Consider the following 15,163-nt stretch of genomic DNA (forward strand, 5'->3'; position numbering starts at 1 on the left):
ACAGCAATTTTCAGATTCGATACTATCGAAATAACACTTAGTTGACTTGATCTTTATATGACAACTATCGGACATTATAGAGAAGGAAAGCATGCTGAAGTTCTTGGGAATCACCTCTGAAGCACCTGCCGACGGATCAATCCCCGCGTGGCAGGGCGTCTCCAAGAAGCACCGGGGCATCGCATTCGCCATTTCGCTTGCGCTGGGATTGGCCACGTTCCTGGTAACCCGCTGGCTGCTCTCCGACCTGCCGCCAGAAGGCTATTTGCCGCTCGTTCCCTGGAACGCGGCCGCCGCCATTCTGCTCATCAGCACGCTGGTGGCCGAGCGCGGATTGATCCGCAACGCGCCCTCCGAAACCTGCGAAATCTAGGGGCCAGAGCTGGGGGCGGTACGGAAAGCCGCACCCTCCCCCAACTTCGCAGAACTCGCCTGCAGCTCCTCAAATGCGGCGAACGGCGAATTCAACAGCCCGACGGGCATTAAGCGCCCGGTGCGATCCGCCAGCCATTCGTCATGGACGAGGCCAGCGACCTGCCCGGCTACAGCGAAACTGCCGATGGAGCGCTCTTCGACTACGACTTCGGGCTCAGCTACCAGGGCAAGTAGTTAAACACAGGCCGACTCGTCCATCACCCGCCTGGAGGACCGGCTGAACGCTTCGTGGCGCCTCCCGCAGCCTCAGGGCGATTCCGAAGGCCTCGACAATACGGACCATGTTCAACAGTTCCCGACTGCCATGGCTGTGTCGAGCACGGCTTCGAGGCTTGCCTCCACGCCCGGAGGAATCTGGATGGTCATGCGCGTTACCCCGTCACCAACCGTCAGCTGCCCAACTCTAGAAGATGGAGCGTGGACATTCTTTGACGGCGCCGTCGATAGCTTTACCGTCGCGCTGGGGGGATGATTAGCTCATGGCTAGAAAAGACAGGACTGTAGACGTCGCTCAGGCCCGAGCGGCATTGATTATGGCTGCTATGCGGCGCACGATCGTTACCTACGGCGAACTGGGCAAGGCAATCGGTATCGAAGGAGTAGGCGTCTTCTACGAATTGAGGCACGTCCTGGACGACCTTTCCGATGACTGCATCAACCGTGGAGAGCCTTCGCTGGCAGCGCTCATCGTCAATAAAGACACGGGCGCGCCAGGCAGTGGGTGGACTGATGGCATCCGGCCTTGGCATACGGAGGTGCAGAAGGTCTTCCAGTTCTGGGCTTCCTGATTCATAGGCAGAGAAGAACCCCAGACCACTTCAAGCATTGCGCCCCCTCTTGTTGATGACAGTGCCGATGTACTCGCGGCTGCCAATCTTTCGCGGCCAAGCCGTCGGCGATGAGGAAGCGCTGCAGAACTTTTGCTAGTGAGCTCAAATTGGCGACGTGGAATTGAGACAGATTCGACGATTTCAAAGTCATCCCTCAAAACCCAACATATCCCCGAAAGGGGTATCCGAGAGTGCGGGCTTTTCGATCGTCGCCGGCTTCGGCATGTCCGACACCGCGCTGATGGACATCCTCTCGGGCAAGTTCGCCCCGCAGGGGCGCATGCCGTTCGCGCTGGCCGGCACCCGCGAAGCGATCACCGAGCAGTTCAGCGACCTGCCCGGCTACGGCGAAACTGCCGATGGAGCGCTCTTCGACTACGGCTTCGGGCTCAGCTACCAGGGCAAGTAGTTAAAGGGGCGGGACCCGGCATGCCTGTGGCTGCCGGGTCCCGCCCGCTTGCTGCGTGCTGCGCGCAGCTACTTTTCGTTTCCGTGGCTGGCCGCGTAGTCCTGCGCGCTCATCTGGCCCAGGCGCGAACGGCGCCGGCCGTAGCCAAGGTAGAGCGCTGCGCCGACGATCATCCAGATGATGAATACCAGCCAGGTATGCCAACCGAGCTGGCTCATCAGGAACAGGCAAGCGAAGATGCCCAGGATCGGGGTGAGCGGGTACAGCGGCACGCGGAAGGTGCGCTCGGCCTTGGGCTGGGTTCTGCGCAGGTAGATCACCGAGGCGCCCACCAGCGCGAAGGCGAACAGCGTGCCGATGCTGGTGGCGTCGGCCAGTGCGCCCAGCGGGATGAACCCGGCCGTGACCGCCACCAGGATGCCGGTGATCCAGGTGCCGGCGACCGGGGTGCCGGTGCGGGCCGAGACCTTGCCGAACACCGCGGGCACCAGCCCGTCGCGCGACATGGCCAGCAGGATGCGGGTCTGGCCGTAGAGCACGGTGAGCACTACCGAGGCGATGGCCAGCACGGCGGCGACCGCGAAGACCAGCACGAAGATCGGCTGCCCGGTCAGTTCGCCGATGATCTGCACCAGCGGCGCCTGTGCGCCTTCGAACCAGTTCCATTCGCGCGCGCCGATCGCCGAAACGGCCACCAGCACGTAGCTGATGGTCACGATCAGCATGGAGAGCATGATCGCCCGGGGCAGGTCGCGCTTCGGGTTCTTGGCTTCCTCGCCGGCCGTCGAGGCGGCGTCGAAGCCGATATAGGAGAAGAACACGCTCGATGCCGCCGCGGTCACGCCGGCGGCGCCCATTGGCAGCAGCGGCTCGAAGTTGCCCGCATTGAAGGCGCTGAAGGCGACGGCCGAGAAGAAGAGCAGGATGCCGGCCTTGATGGCCACGACGATCGAGTTCACGATGGCCGACTCGCGCGCCCCGCGCACCAGCAGCAAGGTGGCCAGTGCGACGACGATCAGCGCCGGCAGGTTAACCACTCCGCCGTCGGCCGGGCCGCCAGCCAGCAGCTCGGGCAGCTCCATGCCGAAGGTGCGCAACGTTTCGTTCACGTACTGGCCCGAACCCACGGCCACCGCAGCCACCGACACCGCGTATTCGAGCACCAGGCACCAGCCGCAGATCCAGGCGATGCCTTCGCCCATGGTGGCATAGGAATAGGAATAGCTGGAGCCGGAAACCGGAACCATGCCGGCCATTTCGGCATAGGACACCGCCGAAAGCAGCGCGGTAATGCCCGCGATCACGAACGAGATCCAGATGGCCGGACCGGCGATCGGCACGGTATCGCCGAGGATCACCAGGATGCCGGTGCCCATGGTGGCGCCGACGCTGATCATGGTCAGCTGCCACATGCCCAAGGTGCGGCGCAGCTGGCCTGCCCCTGCATTGGTTTCCGCTTCGGCGATCATATTCGTGATCGACTTGCGGCGGCGCAGCTGCGCGCCCAGCAGGGTGGCCGGACTGGAGCTCACGGACGGTTTGCGGTTCATCGCGGATCCTCAAGGGAAATGGTGGTGCTGCCTCGCCCCTGCCTAGGATGCGGCCGGGCGCTGCGCGTGGAAGTTCTGAACTGGAATATCATGTCATAATCCAGCTGGTCCCGACTTTTCAGGAATCCGGCGGGTTCGCACTAATTCCCGCTTCTTCTTGGGCATTAGCCGTATTTGCGCATCGCTCGGCAGTCAGCTTTTGAGATGGATTTCATGATCAGGAATGCATATTTATGCATTTTATTCCGCTTCGCGCACTCTCGCCTATCGAAAACCCCTGAAGTTTTCCACACTATTAGAAGACATGTTCGAACAAGCGAAGTATAATTAGAACATGTCCGAAGCAAAGGCGCACGGAAACAGCCTCACCCCACCAGCACCCCCCGAGGAATTCGACCTCCACGTCCAAACCGTGCAAAACGACCTCTCCGCCCTCGAAGAACACGGCAGCAAAGCCGACTGCGCCCACGGCATCGAACTGCTGGAAGCCCTCATCTCCGCAGCACGCTGCAAACAAGCCGGCCTCGCCCACCAAATCGAAAAAGAATACGTCCGCGACCACGAAGAACGCGGCATCCACCTCGATGACCAAACCCGCGGCGCAGCCGCCTGCGTCGCCCTGGCCCGCAAGCAATCACCCCACGGCATGCGCAACTACCTGGTCAATTGCCGCATCCTCTTCGAAGACACCCCGAACCTCGCCGCCGCCTGCGCCCGCGGCGAATTCACCGAAGCCCAAACCCAAGCCATCCTCACCCCGCTCCAAAACCTCAAACCCCAGCGCCGCACCGAATTCGACCAGCTCTACGCCCAGAACCCGCACATGTTCGAATCCATGGGCACCACCCAAATCAAGGAAACAGTCCGAAAATTCGCCCTGGCCTACATCTCCGACCCCGACTCCATCAAGCAGAAAACCGTCGAAGAGCAACGCAACCTCACCCTGAAAATCGACGACCAGCACGGCCGCATCATCATCCACGGCGAATACCCCCTGCTGCAGGGCATGTGCCTCAAACGCTACCTCGACGAAGAATCCAAAACCCTGCGCAAAAAAGGCGACCCGCGCACCCGCACCCAGATCCGCGCCGACCTGCTCTTCAGCTACATGATGGTCGGCGAACCCTCCAAGATGCCCATCGCCCTGCAAGTCGCGGTAGTCATGACCGACCGGGCCCTGTTCGCCGGCGAACGCGAACCAGCCTATCTGGAAGGCTACGGCTTCATCCCCGCCCAGAGCGTGCGCGAATGGATCAGCGGGCACCAGATCCCCAACAGCCTGACCTTCGACCAAATGGACGCCAAACCCACCACGGAGCTGATCGAACAGCTCGACGTGCGCACCGAACTGGCCCGCCTCTACACAGCACCCGGCGACCAGGACCTGATCGCCATGGACTCCAAAGCCCGGATCTTCCCGGAAAAGCTCAAGAAGTTCATCGCGATCCGCGACCGGCACTGCCGCACCCCGTTCTGCGACGGCATCGTGGAGGAAATAGACCACGTCAAGCAATACGCCCGCGGAGGCAAGAGCACCGTCTTCAACGGCGATGGCCGCTGCGCTAGTTGCAACAAAGCCAAGGAAGCCGCCGGCTGGTACGAATACACGACCTACGGCAACGGCCACACCATCATGATCTGCCCCGGCTCGGCGATGTCCTACAAGTCCACCGCCCCACCAGCCACGGGGTACGCGCACAAGCCGTTCCCGCAATTGAGACGCGACTCGAAATGGATACAGCAACTCAAGGAACGGCTGAAGCCCAAGGATGGCCCTGAAGACCTCGCAGCCTGACTCCCGGCAAGCAACCATTGCGCGTACTCATGGCTTAATGCCGCTCGACGCCACCGGCTTTGCGCAGCATCCTGCGACAAAGCCGCCTGGAAACTACTTTCCAAGCGGCTTTGCTCCGACCTCTACTTGCTGGCGGCGTCTGCCAGCAGTTCAACGATGTGGCGGTATTCCTTGCCCGTCGCACGGGTCATGCCCAGTTCACAGGTGCGGTTGCACGAAGCGTGTTCCTGCGCATCCAGTTCACGAACCTCGGCAGCTTCGCGAGCGGTAGCCGACTCGGTCAGCTCCGGATGCAGCATGCCGCGGTCACCGGCAAAACCACAGCAGCCCCAGTTCACCGGGGTGTTCACGGTATCTGCCACAGCCTCTGCGATCTTCTGCATGTCCGGGTTCAGGCCCATCTGCGTGGACGAGCAGGTTGGGTGCAAGGTGACCGAGGAGATCTTCTCGAGCGCTGGCAGCTTCTCCAGCAAGTGCTGCGAAGTGAACGCCAGCAGGTCAACCACTTCGTAGCCATGCTCGGCCAGGGTATGCGCAAAGCCTTCGGTGCAGCTGGAGGCATCGGAGATGATCGGCAGGACCTTGCCCGGCATGGCCGCACGGACTTCTTCCAGCACGCGCTGGCCCATGACCTCATGGCCCTGTTCGTAGCCCTTGGAAGTCCACGGGGTACCGCAGCAGGTGGATTCAATGCCCTCGGGAACGTAAACCGAGACGCCAGCAGCGTGCAGCAGCTTGGTGAACGCCGGGGCGACTCCTTCCCCGTCTCCTGCAGGGCCGAACATCGAATTCACGCAGGCTGGCAGGTAGATGGCCAGCGGCTCGGTGCCAGCTGCACCCAAGTTGCCGGCCATGGGCTTGCGCGCCTTGCCGCCACCAGGCAGGTCGGCATCGTAACGTGGCATGGTGTCGGTGCTGACCACCTTGCGCGCAGCATCGGTGGCACCGCGGACCAGCGAAGCAGGGAATTTATCGGCGATGCTCAGGGCCAGCGAACCAGCGCGCGTGGCAGGTCCCCATCCCTTGGCTGCGGCCTTGAAGCCGGCTTCCAGGACCGGGTGCGCGTCTCCGCGGCGCAGGCGCTTGACCAGCAGGCCGGTGTTGATGCCCACCGGGCAGGCGGTGACGCACATGCCGTCCACGGCACAGGTCTGCACGCCGTTGTATTCGTAGTCACGCTCCAGTTCGGCCGCCAGCTCGGCGTTGCCCTCGGCCTCGGCCTTGGCGATGGCCCGGCGCACGACGATGCGCTGGCGCGGGGTCAGGGTCAGGTCCTTGGACGGGCAGACCGGCTCGCAATAGCCGCATTCCACGCAGTGGTCGGCCTCGATCTCGATGGTCTCGTTGAGCTTGATGTTGCGGATGTGCGCGGCGTGGTCTTCGTCGATGATCACCCCGGGGTTCATCATCAGGCGCGGGTCGCAGGCGGCTTTCAGCTCCAGGTGCACCTCGTAGAGCTCATCGCCGTACTGCGCGCGCACGAACGGCGCCATGGCGCGGCCGGTGCCGTGCTCCGCCTTGAGGTTGCCGTCCTTGTCCAGAATCAGCTGGACCATCTTGTCGTTGAAGGAGTTGTACCGGTTCAACGCCGCATCGCCTTCGAAACGGTCGGTGAGCATGAAGTGGATGTTGCCGTCCTTGGCGTGGCCGAAGATCACCGAATCCGCGTAGCCGTACTCGGTGAACAGCTCCTGCAGGCTGTCGCAGGTTTCGGCCAGGGACTCTACCGGGACCACGACGTCTTCGAGCAGCGCGGTGGTGCCTGTGGCGCGGGCACCGGCTACCGAAGCATACAGGCCCTTACGGAACTTCCACGCGGCCTGGCGGTTCTTCGCATCTGGGGACAGCACCGCTGGGGCGCGCAATGCCGATGCGTCGAGCAGCGACTGGCCAGCGGAGCGCAGCCCGGCCAGTTCCTCTTCGGTGTCCGCATGGTATTCGACCAGCAAGGCGGCCTGCTGGTCGACGTCGAAGCCCATGATGGCATCCGGCACGCCGGGCAGCGACTGGCCCACGCGCAGCGAGGTGGAATCCATCAGTTCCAGGGTGGCGGCGCCGGAATCCACGAGTTCAGGCAGCGCCCGGGTGGCCAGATCCAGGTTATCGAAGACGGCCAAGGTGGCGATGGCCAGCTTGCGGATCGGCACGGTGCGGAAGACGGCCTCGGCGACGAACGCCAGGGTGCCCTCGGAGCCGATGATCAGGTGGGCCATCAGCTCTGCCGGGGTGTCGTAGTCCAGGAAGGCATTAATGCCGTAGCCCATGGTGTTCTTCAGCGCGAAGTGCTTCTCGATCTTGGCGACCGAGGCCGGGTTGCTGCGCACGCGCTGGCCCAGCTTGTCCAGCGTGGCGACCAGTTGCGGTTCTGCGGCGGCCAGCTTGCGGTCGGCCTGCGGATCCGCGGTGTCGATCATGGTGCCCGAGGGGAGCACGAAAGTCATGGATTCCAGGGTGCGGTAGGTGTTGAACTCGGTGCCGCAGGCCATGCCCGAGGAGTTGTTCGCGATCACGCCTCCGATGGTGCAGGCCGCCTCGCTGGCCGGATCCGGCCCCAGCTTGCTGCCGTAGACGGCCAGGCGTGCGTTGACCTGGCGGACGGTGGCACCGGGCTGTACGCGCACGCGCGCTCCGTTATCGAGCACGGTGATGCCGCGGAAGTTGCGGCGCACATCAATCATCAGTCCGTCGCCGCTGGCTTGCCCGGCCAGCGAGGTGCCGCCCGAGCGCAGGGTGACCGGCTGGTTGCCGCGCGCGGCCGCAGCCAGCAGCGCGGAGACTTCCGCGGCGTCCTTGGCCAGCACGACAGCTTGCGGCGTGTACAGGTAGTGCGAGGCATCCGAGGCGTAGGCAACGCGGTCGATGGATCGGGTCTTGACGCGATCCTGGTCGCCGACCAGATCGAGGATGCCGGATGAAACCGTCGTTTCTCCGAGTGCTGGCGTGCTCAATGCCATGGTGCGCTCCTGTGCAGTTGGCAAGCGGCGCTTGCCGAATACGGAAATTGTCTTACAAGTACACAAGCCATAGTAGTACTATTCATGGGATACTTGTTAGGTAAATTTTCCGCGGCTCGAAAGGACCCTGATGGCGGCCCGTTTAGGTGTGGTTTCCGTGGTTCAGGCCGTCGTCAAGTCCCTGCGTGCCCGGATTTTCAGCGGGGAACTGTCTCCCGGCACCCCGCTGGGCGAAGTGGACGTCGCCGCGCACTATGAAGTGGCCCGGCCAACCGCCAAGGCCGCGCTGGAGAACCTCGTTGCCAGCGGCCTGCTGACGCGCAACGCGCATCAGAGCGCGAAAGTCACGCTGCTCTCATCCGCCGACGCCCGCGACATCTACCGCACCCGCGCCATCATCGAAGCAGAGGCCGTGCGGCTGCTGGCCAGCACCGGACAGGTCCCGGAAGCTGCACGCGAGGCCAATGCCGAAATCACCGCACTGCGCGATGCTTCCCCGATCCAGATCGTCAATCCGGATGTCCGCTTCCACTCCGCACTGGTCCAGGCCCTGGATTCGACCCGTACCAGCGCAATCTACGGCCAGCTCAGCGATGAGATCCGCCTGTGCATGACCCACGTCCAGGATGCAACGCTGCTGAACACCGCGGACATCGCCAGCGAACATGAACGCCTGCTCGAATGCATCGCCGCCGGCGATGCCCAGGGCGCGGCAGAGGTTTTGGCCCAGCACCTCTCCCGCGCCAGCACCCGATTGGCCGAGCACCTCGACAGCCTTTCGCAAGGTAGGCGAAGATAGGAGCATGGGCATTTTCGCAAGCAGGAAAAGCATTGAGCAGGACTTCGCGCGCATGACACAGCGCCTGGATGCGGTAGCCGCCTTCCAGGCCGAGGGGCTCAGCGCGAAAGCGCGCGTCCTGGCCACGGGCCTGCGAAAGATTGTTCCCGAAGCCGGGTTCGAGCTGGCTGCCAAGGATGCCAGCGCATGGATCCACGCGCACGAGGCCCTGCGCCTGCTGGAAGGCACCATCTCGATCCTCGAGGGTTGGAACGGTTCACCCGACGAGGTCTTCATCTCCAGGGCGGCGAGCGCATCGCCCGATTCCCCGGCTGGTGAGGCGATGTCCGATGTTCCAGCCGATCACCTGGGTATTCTGCGCCCCGCAGACGACGGCACCCTGCAGCTATTGGCAACCTTGGACCCCGCGGAGCAGCTGCGGCTAACCGGCTGGCTGCGCACTTTCACCCGGGCATAAAAACACCTTTCCCGCCTAGCGGCATTGCGGGCCTCCGCACATACCCCCACCCGTATTTTTGACATACCCCCGGGGGTATAGACTAGTCTGGTTCCAATCCACCTTGAAAGGAACCAACCATGCTGCTTGAACGCCTCTACGACGAAGATCTCGCGCAGGCCAGCTACTTCATCGGCTGCCAGGCCAAAGGCGAAGCTCTCGTGGTCGACGCGCGCCGCGACATCGCCGACTACCTTGCCCTGGCTGCCAAGCACGGCATGCGCATCACGGCCGTCGCTGAAACCCACATCCACGCCGACTACCTTTCCGGAACCCGCGAACTAGCCGCCGCCACCGGCGCCACCAGCTACGTTTCGGGCGAGGGCGGCAAAGATTGGCAGTACGGATTCGAGGCAGAACGTTTGATGGATGGCGATATCATCACGCTGGGCAACCTGCGCATCGCCGCCCGCCACACCCCGGGCCACACCCCGGAGCACCTGGCTTACGCCATCACCGACGGAGCCTTCAGCCAAGACCCTGGCTACCTGCTCTCAGGCGACTTCATCTTCGCCGGCGACCTAGGCCGTCCGGATTTGCTGGACGAGGCCGCCGGCGGTGTCGATACCCGCTTCGAAGGCGCCCGCGATCTCTTTGCTTCGCTGAAGAAAACCCTGGCAGAATTGCCCGATTACATCCAGGTGCATCCAGGCCACGGCTCGGGCAGCGCCTGCGGCAAAGCGCTGGGCGCGGTCCCTTCCACCACGTTGGGCTACGAACGCGAGTTCGCCTGGTGGAGCACCTACCTGGCCAACGACGACCAGGACGGCTTCATCGCCGAACTGCTCAACGGCCAGCCTGACGCCCACGCCTACTTCGGCCGCATGAAGCGGCAGAACCGCCTGGGCCCAGCCATCCTGGGCCAGCTCGACCCCCTAGCTGAAATACCCGTCCAGCAGCTCCTCCAGCAGCTGGAGGCGGGGGTCTCGGTGTTCGTCGATACCCGTGGGCACACCCAGATCGCCGCAGGCACCGTTCCCGGCGCGCTGTCCATCCCGGGTACGGCGAAGACCGCCAGCTTCGGCGCCTGGGCCTACGATCCGGAAAAGGACCAACGCGCCCTGATCGTGCTGGCCGAGACCGGCGAACACGCCGCGACGATCCGCGCCCACCTAATGCGCGTGGGCATCGACGCGGTCAAGGGTTTCACCACCAGCTTGGAAGGCCTGCCAACGGTGAAGCCGAAGTCGATCACCCCGGCACAGCTGGACGATTTCGAGTACGAGATGCTGCTGGATGTCCGCAACAAGACCGAGTTCGCCGCCGGGCATATCCCGGGCGCCAAGCAGCTGTCCGGCGGACGGGTGTTGTGGAATCTCGATCAGCTGCCCGCCGGCGGCACCATCGTCACCTACTGCCAAAGCGGCATGCGCAATGCCGTGGCCGCCAGCACACTGCGCGATGCCGGCTACAACGTCGTCGAGCTTGAGGGCAGCTACCTCGGCTGGTCCTCCTTCGCCAACTAGCCACCCCCGCCACGAAAGCTGAACTGCATTCAATGACTACCCCTTTGACCACCATGGACGCCGAAGCACTTAAATGCCTGGTGGAAGCCCCCGACACGGACCTCGCCTTGATTGACGTGCGCACCGCGGGCGAATTCGAAACCCTCCACATTCCCGGCTCGTACAACGTGCCGCTCGAAGAATTCACCGCCAACGCCACCGAGGTGCTCGCCAAGATTCCAGGCAAGCCGGTGCTGATCTGCCACAGCGGCAACCGTGCTTCCAAGGCGCAGCGTGCCCTGCAGGAGCAACAGATCGAGCACAGCACGGTACTGCTTGGCGGCGTCACCGCCTACGAAAATGCCGGCGGCACCATGGTGCGCGGCGTGCAGCGTTGGGCGCTGGACCGCCAGATGCGCATGACCGCAGGTTCCGTGGTGCTCGCCGGGTTGCTCGGAGCGAAGTTCATCTCCCCGAAGTTCGCCTATCTTTCGGCGGCCATCGGTGGCGGACTGGTGTTCTCAGCCCTGCGGGATTCTTGCCCGATGATCAGCTTCTTGGGCAAGATGCCCTGGAACAAAGTAAAGAAGTAGGCCATGGAGTTCGGACCGCTGCTGGTTCTGGCCCTTGCACTAGCGAGCATCGTCGGGCTGTCCCTGGGACTGTTCGGCGGCGGCGGTTCAATCCTGATGGTTCCCCTGCTCAGCTATGTAGCCGGGTTGCCCGCCAAGGAAGCGATCGCCACCTCCCTGCTGGTGGTCGGTGCGACCTCGGCAACGAGCCTGATCCCGCATGCCCGCAAGGCCAATGTGCGTTGGAAACAGGGGATGGTCTTCGCGGCCACCAGCATGCTTGGCGCCTTTGGCGGCGGGCTGCTGGCCAGCGGGATCCCTGCCCAGCTGCTGATGCTCGGTTTCGCGATCATCATGCTGGCCAGTGCCCGCGGGATGATCCGCGGACGGAAAAACACTGGCAGCGCAACACAGTCGTTGTGGCTGTCCGCCCCGGTCGGCTTGGGCATTGGCATGGTCACCGGCCTGGTCGGTGCCGGAGGCGGTTTCCTGCTCGTCCCTGCACTGGCTTTGCTGGCCGGGCTGTCCATGCAACAGGCGGTGGGCACCTCCCTGCTGGTGATCACCCTGAATTCGATCACTGGCCTGGCCGGGCAGTTGAATTCAGTTGCACTGGATTGGCCGCTGGCCGCAGGGCTGGCGACCACCGCGATCCTCGGTTCGTTGATCGGCGCACGGCTTTCGCGCAGGATCGACGAACGCGCTTTGCGCAAGGGTTTTGGCTACTTCGTCTTGGCCATGGGCGTGTTCGTGCTCAGCCAGGAACTGCCGGCTCCCGGCGGGCTGGTCGTAGTTGCGGTTGCAGCCCTCGCGGGCGCATTGGTGCTGCTGTGCAACAAAATTCCGGCGATGGGGGCGCGCTGCCCGCTCGTTCTGAAAGGAGAAACCCGATGAAGCCGCTTGAATTGTCAGCTTCGAACTTCGCTGGGTTCATCGCAAGGAACCGGCTGGTGCTCGTGGATTTCTGGGCGCCTTGGTGCGGTCCTTGCCGCGGCTTTGCCCCGATTTTCGACGAAGCATCCGCGGCGCATCCTGAAATCGCCTTCGCCAAGGTGAATACCGAAACCCAGCCGGATTTGGCGCAGGCAGCCCGGATTGCATCCATACCGACGCTCATGGCGTTCAAGGATGGGATACTTGTACATTCAAAACCCGGAGCGTTGAGCTCTGGCGCTATGGAGCAGTTGCTCGTCCAACTCAAACACCTGGATGCCGAAATTGCAGAAGACGACTAACCCGCTACCCGTACCAAGGAGAAATTGATGCGTACTGCTGACGAAGCGACCCGCAAGCGGATCCTCAACCGCCTTAAGCGTGCCCGAGGCCAGCTTGATGCGGTGATCAACGCCGTGGAAACCGATGGTTCGTGCAAAGAGGTAGTCACTCAGCTGGCCGCCGTCTCCACCGCGTTGGACCGCGCCGGATTCGCCATTGTCTCCACCGCGATGCAGTACTGCATCGCCGATCCCGAGAAGGCTTCCGAGGAAGAAGACGGCCTGAGCGTCGAAGAACTCGAAAAGCTCTTCCTCTCCCTGTCCTGATTACTGACGAAAAGGAAAAAATTATGTGCCGCCAGGTTCAATGCAAGATCTGCCAGAAGACCACGTGGGCTGGCTGCGGCCAGCACGTTGAAGCAACTATGCGCAATGTCCCCAATAAGGACCGCTGCCAGGGCCACGAAGCCGAACCGAAGAAGGGCTTCTTCAAGCGCCTGTTCGGCTAAGCCGGGGTCATAGAGGGTCAAGGGTTTCACTGCCCCGGGATTCGTTGGCATAATCCGAAGTATTTAGCCCATCCGCGGCTGAGCAAACTTCACTCCCCCAAGGAAACGGCAGGCATGACTTCAAAGATCCGCATCGGTATTGCTGGCTATGGGAATCTGGGACGCGGCGTCCAAGCCGCGATCGCCAAGAATCCGGATATGGAGCTGGTGGGCGTCTACACCCGCCGTGATCCGCAGGCCCTCCAGCTGGCTCAGCCGGCACCGCGGTTCGGCATCGATGAGCTGGAAAAGCACGCCGCGCAGATCGACGTATTGATCCTTTGCGGCGGCTCGAAATCGGACTTGCCGCAGCAGGGCCCGAAGTTCGCGGCGCTGTTCAACACCGTGGACAGCTTCGATACCCACGCCCGCATCCCCGAGTACTACGCGTCCATCGACGGCCCGGCGAAGGCAGCTGGCAAGACCGCGCTGCTCTCCGTGGGCTGGGATCCGGGCATGTTCTCGATCAACCGGGTCTTCGGGGAGGCCTTGCTGCCTGACGGCGAAACCTACACCTTCTGGGGCCGCGGGCTGAGCCAGGGGCATTCGGATGCGATCCGCCGCGTCCCGGGCGTCGCCGCCGGCGTGCAGTACACCATCCCGAGCCAGGAGGCTATCGACCGGGTCCGGGCCGGCGAGCGCCCTTCCTTGAGCACCCGCGAGAAGCACCAGCGCGAATGCTTTGTCGTGCTCGAAGACGGTGCCGATCCGGAGTCGGTGCGCGAAGCCATCGTGACCATGGAGTACTACTTCGACCAGTACGACACCACGGTGCAGTTCATCGACGAGCAGACCTTGGCCGCCGAGCATTCGAGTATGCCGCATGGCGGGTTCGTGATCCGTTCGGGCAATACCAGCGACGAGCAGAAGCAGGTCATCGAGTATTCGCTGGCCCTTGGCTCCAACCCGGAATTCACTTCCAGCGTGCTGGTGGCTTACGCCCGGGCCGCCTTCCGGATGAACCAGCGCGGCATCACCGGTGCGCAGACCGTTTACGATGTGGCCCCGGGGCTGCTCTCGCCCAAATCCCCCGCACAGTTGCGCGCGGAGCTGCTCTAGGATTTTGCCGGGCCAGCAGCTCACCCGCTGGCGAGCGCATCCTTCTCCCAGGCCTCCACTGGCCCCGGGACCTGCACGAACAGCGGATGCAGGGCCACCTGCCCTGCCGGTTCCAAGCGGGCGATGCGCGCGGGATCCCGGACGGAGAGCTTGCGCAGCAGGTGCTCGCGCTCGAAGTGCACCTGCCCCTGGGTGACCGGGATCTTTTCCAGCTGCGCGGCGGCTGCCGGATGCAGGATCTTCGCGGCGTCGAAGCGATAGCCCCGGACAGCCGCTTCGTCCCACAAGCCCTGCAGATAGCCGCCCATATGCACCAGCGGGGCGGGCTGCGCCTTGAACCGGAGAAGCTGCGGGTGCCCTGTATAGCCCTTGGTCTGGCCGGCGAGCACCTTCTGGGCCAGCAGTGTTTCACGCCAACAGGCAACCAGCCCTTTGGCGTCGAGCAATGAGGGGTGCAGGGACCACAGTCGCATGGGCCAAGCCTAGTCGGGGTTCGGGCCAGCCGGGAACTCGATGATCTCGCTGCGAATCAAGAAGCGCTTGCCCTCCGGGGCTTCGACGGAGAAACCGGATCCCCGCCCGTTGACCACGTCAACGGTGAGCTTGGTGTGCTTCCAGTATTCGAATTGCTCCTTGGACATCCAGAAATCAATGTCGCCCAGGGCGGTGCCATCAGCGCCGTCCAGGGAAAGCACGCCGAGCCGGATGTCCGATCCCCCGGTGCGGAACTCGCCGGCCGGATAGCACATCGGCGAGGACCCGTCGCAGCATCCTCCGGACTGGTGGAACATCAGCGGGCCATGGATCCCCCACAGCTTGCGCAGCAGGTCCAGGGCTTCGGAGGTGAAGGCCACCCGCGAGAACTCTTCGCCCTCGATTGCGGCGCGTGTTTCGGTTACGGTGCTCATGTCCTGCTCCTGCCTCGTTGTCCACGTCCGGATTTATCTCGTTGTGGCCAGTGTCCTCTTTTTGGGCCGCACCGTCCATCGCTCGGCCAGGGCGGCCAGGGCACCGGTACCGGATGCCGCTTCGAAAAGCCGCATCCGGTACCGTGCCA

General features: G+C 63.4%; 17 protein-coding genes. 13 read left to right on the forward strand and 4 right to left on the reverse strand.

What is annotated here, in order from left to right; all coding sequences use genetic code 11:
* The first annotated feature begins 91 nt into the window (after positions 1-91).
* From ACP3TE_RS06425 to ACP3TE_RS06435, 3 genes are all read left to right on the forward strand, one after another.
* Positions 92-373, forward strand: coding sequence for a hypothetical protein (locus ACP3TE_RS06425; RefSeq protein WP_388026047.1), 282 nt, complete (start codon positions 92-94; stop codon positions 371-373).
* Positions 374-914: 541 nt separating this feature from the next.
* Positions 915-1,223: a hypothetical protein gene (locus tag ACP3TE_RS06430; RefSeq protein ID WP_332489301.1), complete on the forward strand. Its 309-nt coding sequence runs from the start codon at positions 915-917 to the stop codon at positions 1,221-1,223.
* A gap of 265 nt (positions 1,224-1,488) precedes the next feature.
* Complete coding sequence (locus tag ACP3TE_RS06435) at positions 1,489-1,674, forward strand: hypothetical protein (protein WP_388026044.1); 186 nt, start codon at positions 1,489-1,491, stop codon at positions 1,672-1,674.
* Positions 1,675-1,742: 68 nt separating this feature from the next.
* Here ACP3TE_RS06435 and ACP3TE_RS06440 read toward each other — a convergent pair whose 3' ends face one another.
* Entirely contained in the window at positions 1,743-3,224 is a 1,482-nt protein-coding gene (locus tag ACP3TE_RS06440; RefSeq protein ID WP_105662734.1) for an amino acid permease, read from the reverse strand.
* A gap of 334 nt (positions 3,225-3,558) precedes the next feature.
* Here ACP3TE_RS06440 and ACP3TE_RS06445 point away from each other — a divergent pair, with 334 nt between their 5' ends.
* Complete coding sequence (locus ACP3TE_RS06445; protein ID WP_388063525.1) at positions 3,559-5,019, forward strand: HNH endonuclease; 1,461 nt, start codon at positions 3,559-3,561, stop codon at positions 5,017-5,019.
* 122 nt (positions 5,020-5,141) lie between these two features.
* Here ACP3TE_RS06445 and ACP3TE_RS06450 read toward each other — a convergent pair whose 3' ends face one another.
* On the reverse strand, positions 5,142-7,973 hold the full coding sequence (locus ACP3TE_RS06450) for an FAD-binding and (Fe-S)-binding domain-containing protein (protein WP_402697707.1): 2,832 nt from the start codon (positions 7,971-7,973) through the stop codon (positions 5,142-5,144).
* 130 nt (positions 7,974-8,103) lie between these two features.
* Here ACP3TE_RS06450 and ACP3TE_RS06455 point away from each other — a divergent pair, with 130 nt between their 5' ends.
* The 9 genes from ACP3TE_RS06455 (at position 8,104) to ACP3TE_RS06495 (ending at position 14,106) form a co-directional block, all read left to right on the forward strand.
* The gene (locus ACP3TE_RS06455; protein WP_105662720.1) at positions 8,104-8,772 is read left to right on the forward strand and encodes a GntR family transcriptional regulator; all 669 of its coding nucleotides are present in this window, start codon (positions 8,104-8,106) and stop codon (positions 8,770-8,772) included.
* A gap of 4 nt (positions 8,773-8,776) precedes the next feature.
* Entirely contained in the window at positions 8,777-9,229 is a 453-nt protein-coding gene (locus ACP3TE_RS06460) for a hypothetical protein (RefSeq protein WP_332728309.1), read from the forward strand.
* A 119-nt stretch (positions 9,230-9,348) separates the two neighbouring features.
* Positions 9,349-10,734: an MBL fold metallo-hydrolase gene (locus tag ACP3TE_RS06465; protein ID WP_402697709.1), complete on the forward strand. Its 1,386-nt coding sequence runs from the start codon at positions 9,349-9,351 to the stop codon at positions 10,732-10,734.
* Positions 10,735-10,766: 32 nt separating this feature from the next.
* Entirely contained in the window at positions 10,767-11,306 is a 540-nt protein-coding gene (locus ACP3TE_RS06470; RefSeq protein ID WP_105658977.1) for a rhodanese-like domain-containing protein, read from the forward strand.
* Between the two features lie 3 nt (positions 11,307-11,309).
* Complete coding sequence (locus ACP3TE_RS06475; protein WP_332488496.1) at positions 11,310-12,179, forward strand: sulfite exporter TauE/SafE family protein; 870 nt, start codon at positions 11,310-11,312, stop codon at positions 12,177-12,179.
* Positions 12,176-12,520 carry a thioredoxin gene (gene trxA / locus ACP3TE_RS06480; protein WP_105658979.1) on the forward strand — a complete coding sequence of 115 codons (345 nt, stop codon included), beginning with the start codon at positions 12,176-12,178 and terminating at the stop codon, positions 12,518-12,520. The genes ACP3TE_RS06475 and trxA overlap by 4 nt, the downstream gene beginning before the upstream one ends.
* Before the next feature lie 27 nt (positions 12,521-12,547).
* Positions 12,548-12,826, forward strand: a complete 279-nt coding sequence (locus ACP3TE_RS06485; protein WP_105658980.1) for a metal-sensitive transcriptional regulator — start codon at positions 12,548-12,550, stop codon at positions 12,824-12,826.
* Positions 12,827-12,849: 23 nt separating this feature from the next.
* Positions 12,850-13,008 carry a hypothetical protein gene (locus tag ACP3TE_RS06490; RefSeq protein WP_166650877.1) on the forward strand — a complete coding sequence of 53 codons (159 nt, stop codon included), beginning with the start codon at positions 12,850-12,852 and terminating at the stop codon, positions 13,006-13,008.
* A gap of 114 nt (positions 13,009-13,122) precedes the next feature.
* A complete protein-coding gene (locus ACP3TE_RS06495) occupies positions 13,123-14,106 on the forward strand; it encodes a diaminopimelate dehydrogenase (protein WP_332728308.1) in 984 nt (327 codons plus the stop codon).
* 20 nt (positions 14,107-14,126) lie between these two features.
* On the opposite strand, the gene ACP3TE_RS06500 is transcribed toward ACP3TE_RS06495, so the two are convergent.
* Both ACP3TE_RS06500 and ACP3TE_RS06505 read right to left on the reverse strand, forming a co-directional pair.
* Complete coding sequence (locus ACP3TE_RS06500; protein WP_105658982.1) at positions 14,127-14,579, reverse strand: pyrimidine dimer DNA glycosylase/endonuclease V; 453 nt, start codon at positions 14,577-14,579, stop codon at positions 14,127-14,129.
* 9 nt (positions 14,580-14,588) lie between these two features.
* Positions 14,589-15,014, reverse strand: a complete 426-nt coding sequence (locus ACP3TE_RS06505) for a DUF779 domain-containing protein (RefSeq protein WP_013347532.1) — start codon at positions 15,012-15,014, stop codon at positions 14,589-14,591.
* Between the last annotated feature and the right edge of the window lie 149 nt (positions 15,015-15,163).

The organism is Glutamicibacter sp. 2E12 (assembly GCF_050030965.1).
Classification (GTDB): domain Bacteria; phylum Actinomycetota; class Actinomycetes; order Actinomycetales; family Micrococcaceae; genus Glutamicibacter.

What these genes read in the sequence shown, in the direction of transcription:
- ACP3TE_RS06450 (WP_402697707.1), bottom strand. Translation starts at nt 7,973, where the DNA reads ATGGCATTGAGCACGCCAGCACTCGGAGAAACGACGGTTTCATCCGGC.
- ACP3TE_RS06435 (WP_388026044.1), top strand. Translation starts at nt 1,489, where the DNA reads ATGTCCGACACCGCGCTGATGGACATCCTCTCGGGCAAGTTCGCCCCG.
- trxA (WP_105658979.1), top strand. Translation starts at nt 12,176, where the DNA reads ATGAAGCCGCTTGAATTGTCAGCTTCGAACTTCGCTGGGTTCATCGCA.
- ACP3TE_RS06495 (WP_332728308.1), top strand. Translation starts at nt 13,123, where the DNA reads ATGACTTCAAAGATCCGCATCGGTATTGCTGGCTATGGGAATCTGGGA.
- ACP3TE_RS06470 (WP_105658977.1), top strand. Translation starts at nt 10,767, where the DNA reads ATGACTACCCCTTTGACCACCATGGACGCCGAAGCACTTAAATGCCTG.
- ACP3TE_RS06505 (WP_013347532.1), bottom strand. Translation starts at nt 15,014, where the DNA reads ATGAGCACCGTAACCGAAACACGCGCCGCAATCGAGGGCGAAGAGTTC.
- ACP3TE_RS06460 (WP_332728309.1), top strand. Translation starts at nt 8,777, where the DNA reads ATGGGCATTTTCGCAAGCAGGAAAAGCATTGAGCAGGACTTCGCGCGC.
- ACP3TE_RS06455 (WP_105662720.1), top strand. Translation starts at nt 8,104, where the DNA reads ATGGCGGCCCGTTTAGGTGTGGTTTCCGTGGTTCAGGCCGTCGTCAAG.
- ACP3TE_RS06465 (WP_402697709.1), top strand. Translation starts at nt 9,349, where the DNA reads ATGCTGCTTGAACGCCTCTACGACGAAGATCTCGCGCAGGCCAGCTAC.
- ACP3TE_RS06430 (WP_332489301.1), top strand. Translation starts at nt 915, where the DNA reads ATGGCTAGAAAAGACAGGACTGTAGACGTCGCTCAGGCCCGAGCGGCA.
- ACP3TE_RS06490 (WP_166650877.1), top strand. Translation starts at nt 12,850, where the DNA reads ATGTGCCGCCAGGTTCAATGCAAGATCTGCCAGAAGACCACGTGGGCT.
- ACP3TE_RS06425 (WP_388026047.1), top strand. Translation starts at nt 92, where the DNA reads ATGCTGAAGTTCTTGGGAATCACCTCTGAAGCACCTGCCGACGGATCA.
- ACP3TE_RS06500 (WP_105658982.1), bottom strand. Translation starts at nt 14,579, where the DNA reads ATGCGACTGTGGTCCCTGCACCCCTCATTGCTCGACGCCAAAGGGCTG.
- ACP3TE_RS06475 (WP_332488496.1), top strand. Translation starts at nt 11,310, where the DNA reads ATGGAGTTCGGACCGCTGCTGGTTCTGGCCCTTGCACTAGCGAGCATC.
- ACP3TE_RS06440 (WP_105662734.1), bottom strand. Translation starts at nt 3,224, where the DNA reads ATGAACCGCAAACCGTCCGTGAGCTCCAGTCCGGCCACCCTGCTGGGC.
- ACP3TE_RS06445 (WP_388063525.1), top strand. Translation starts at nt 3,559, where the DNA reads ATGTCCGAAGCAAAGGCGCACGGAAACAGCCTCACCCCACCAGCACCC.
- ACP3TE_RS06485 (WP_105658980.1), top strand. Translation starts at nt 12,548, where the DNA reads ATGCGTACTGCTGACGAAGCGACCCGCAAGCGGATCCTCAACCGCCTT.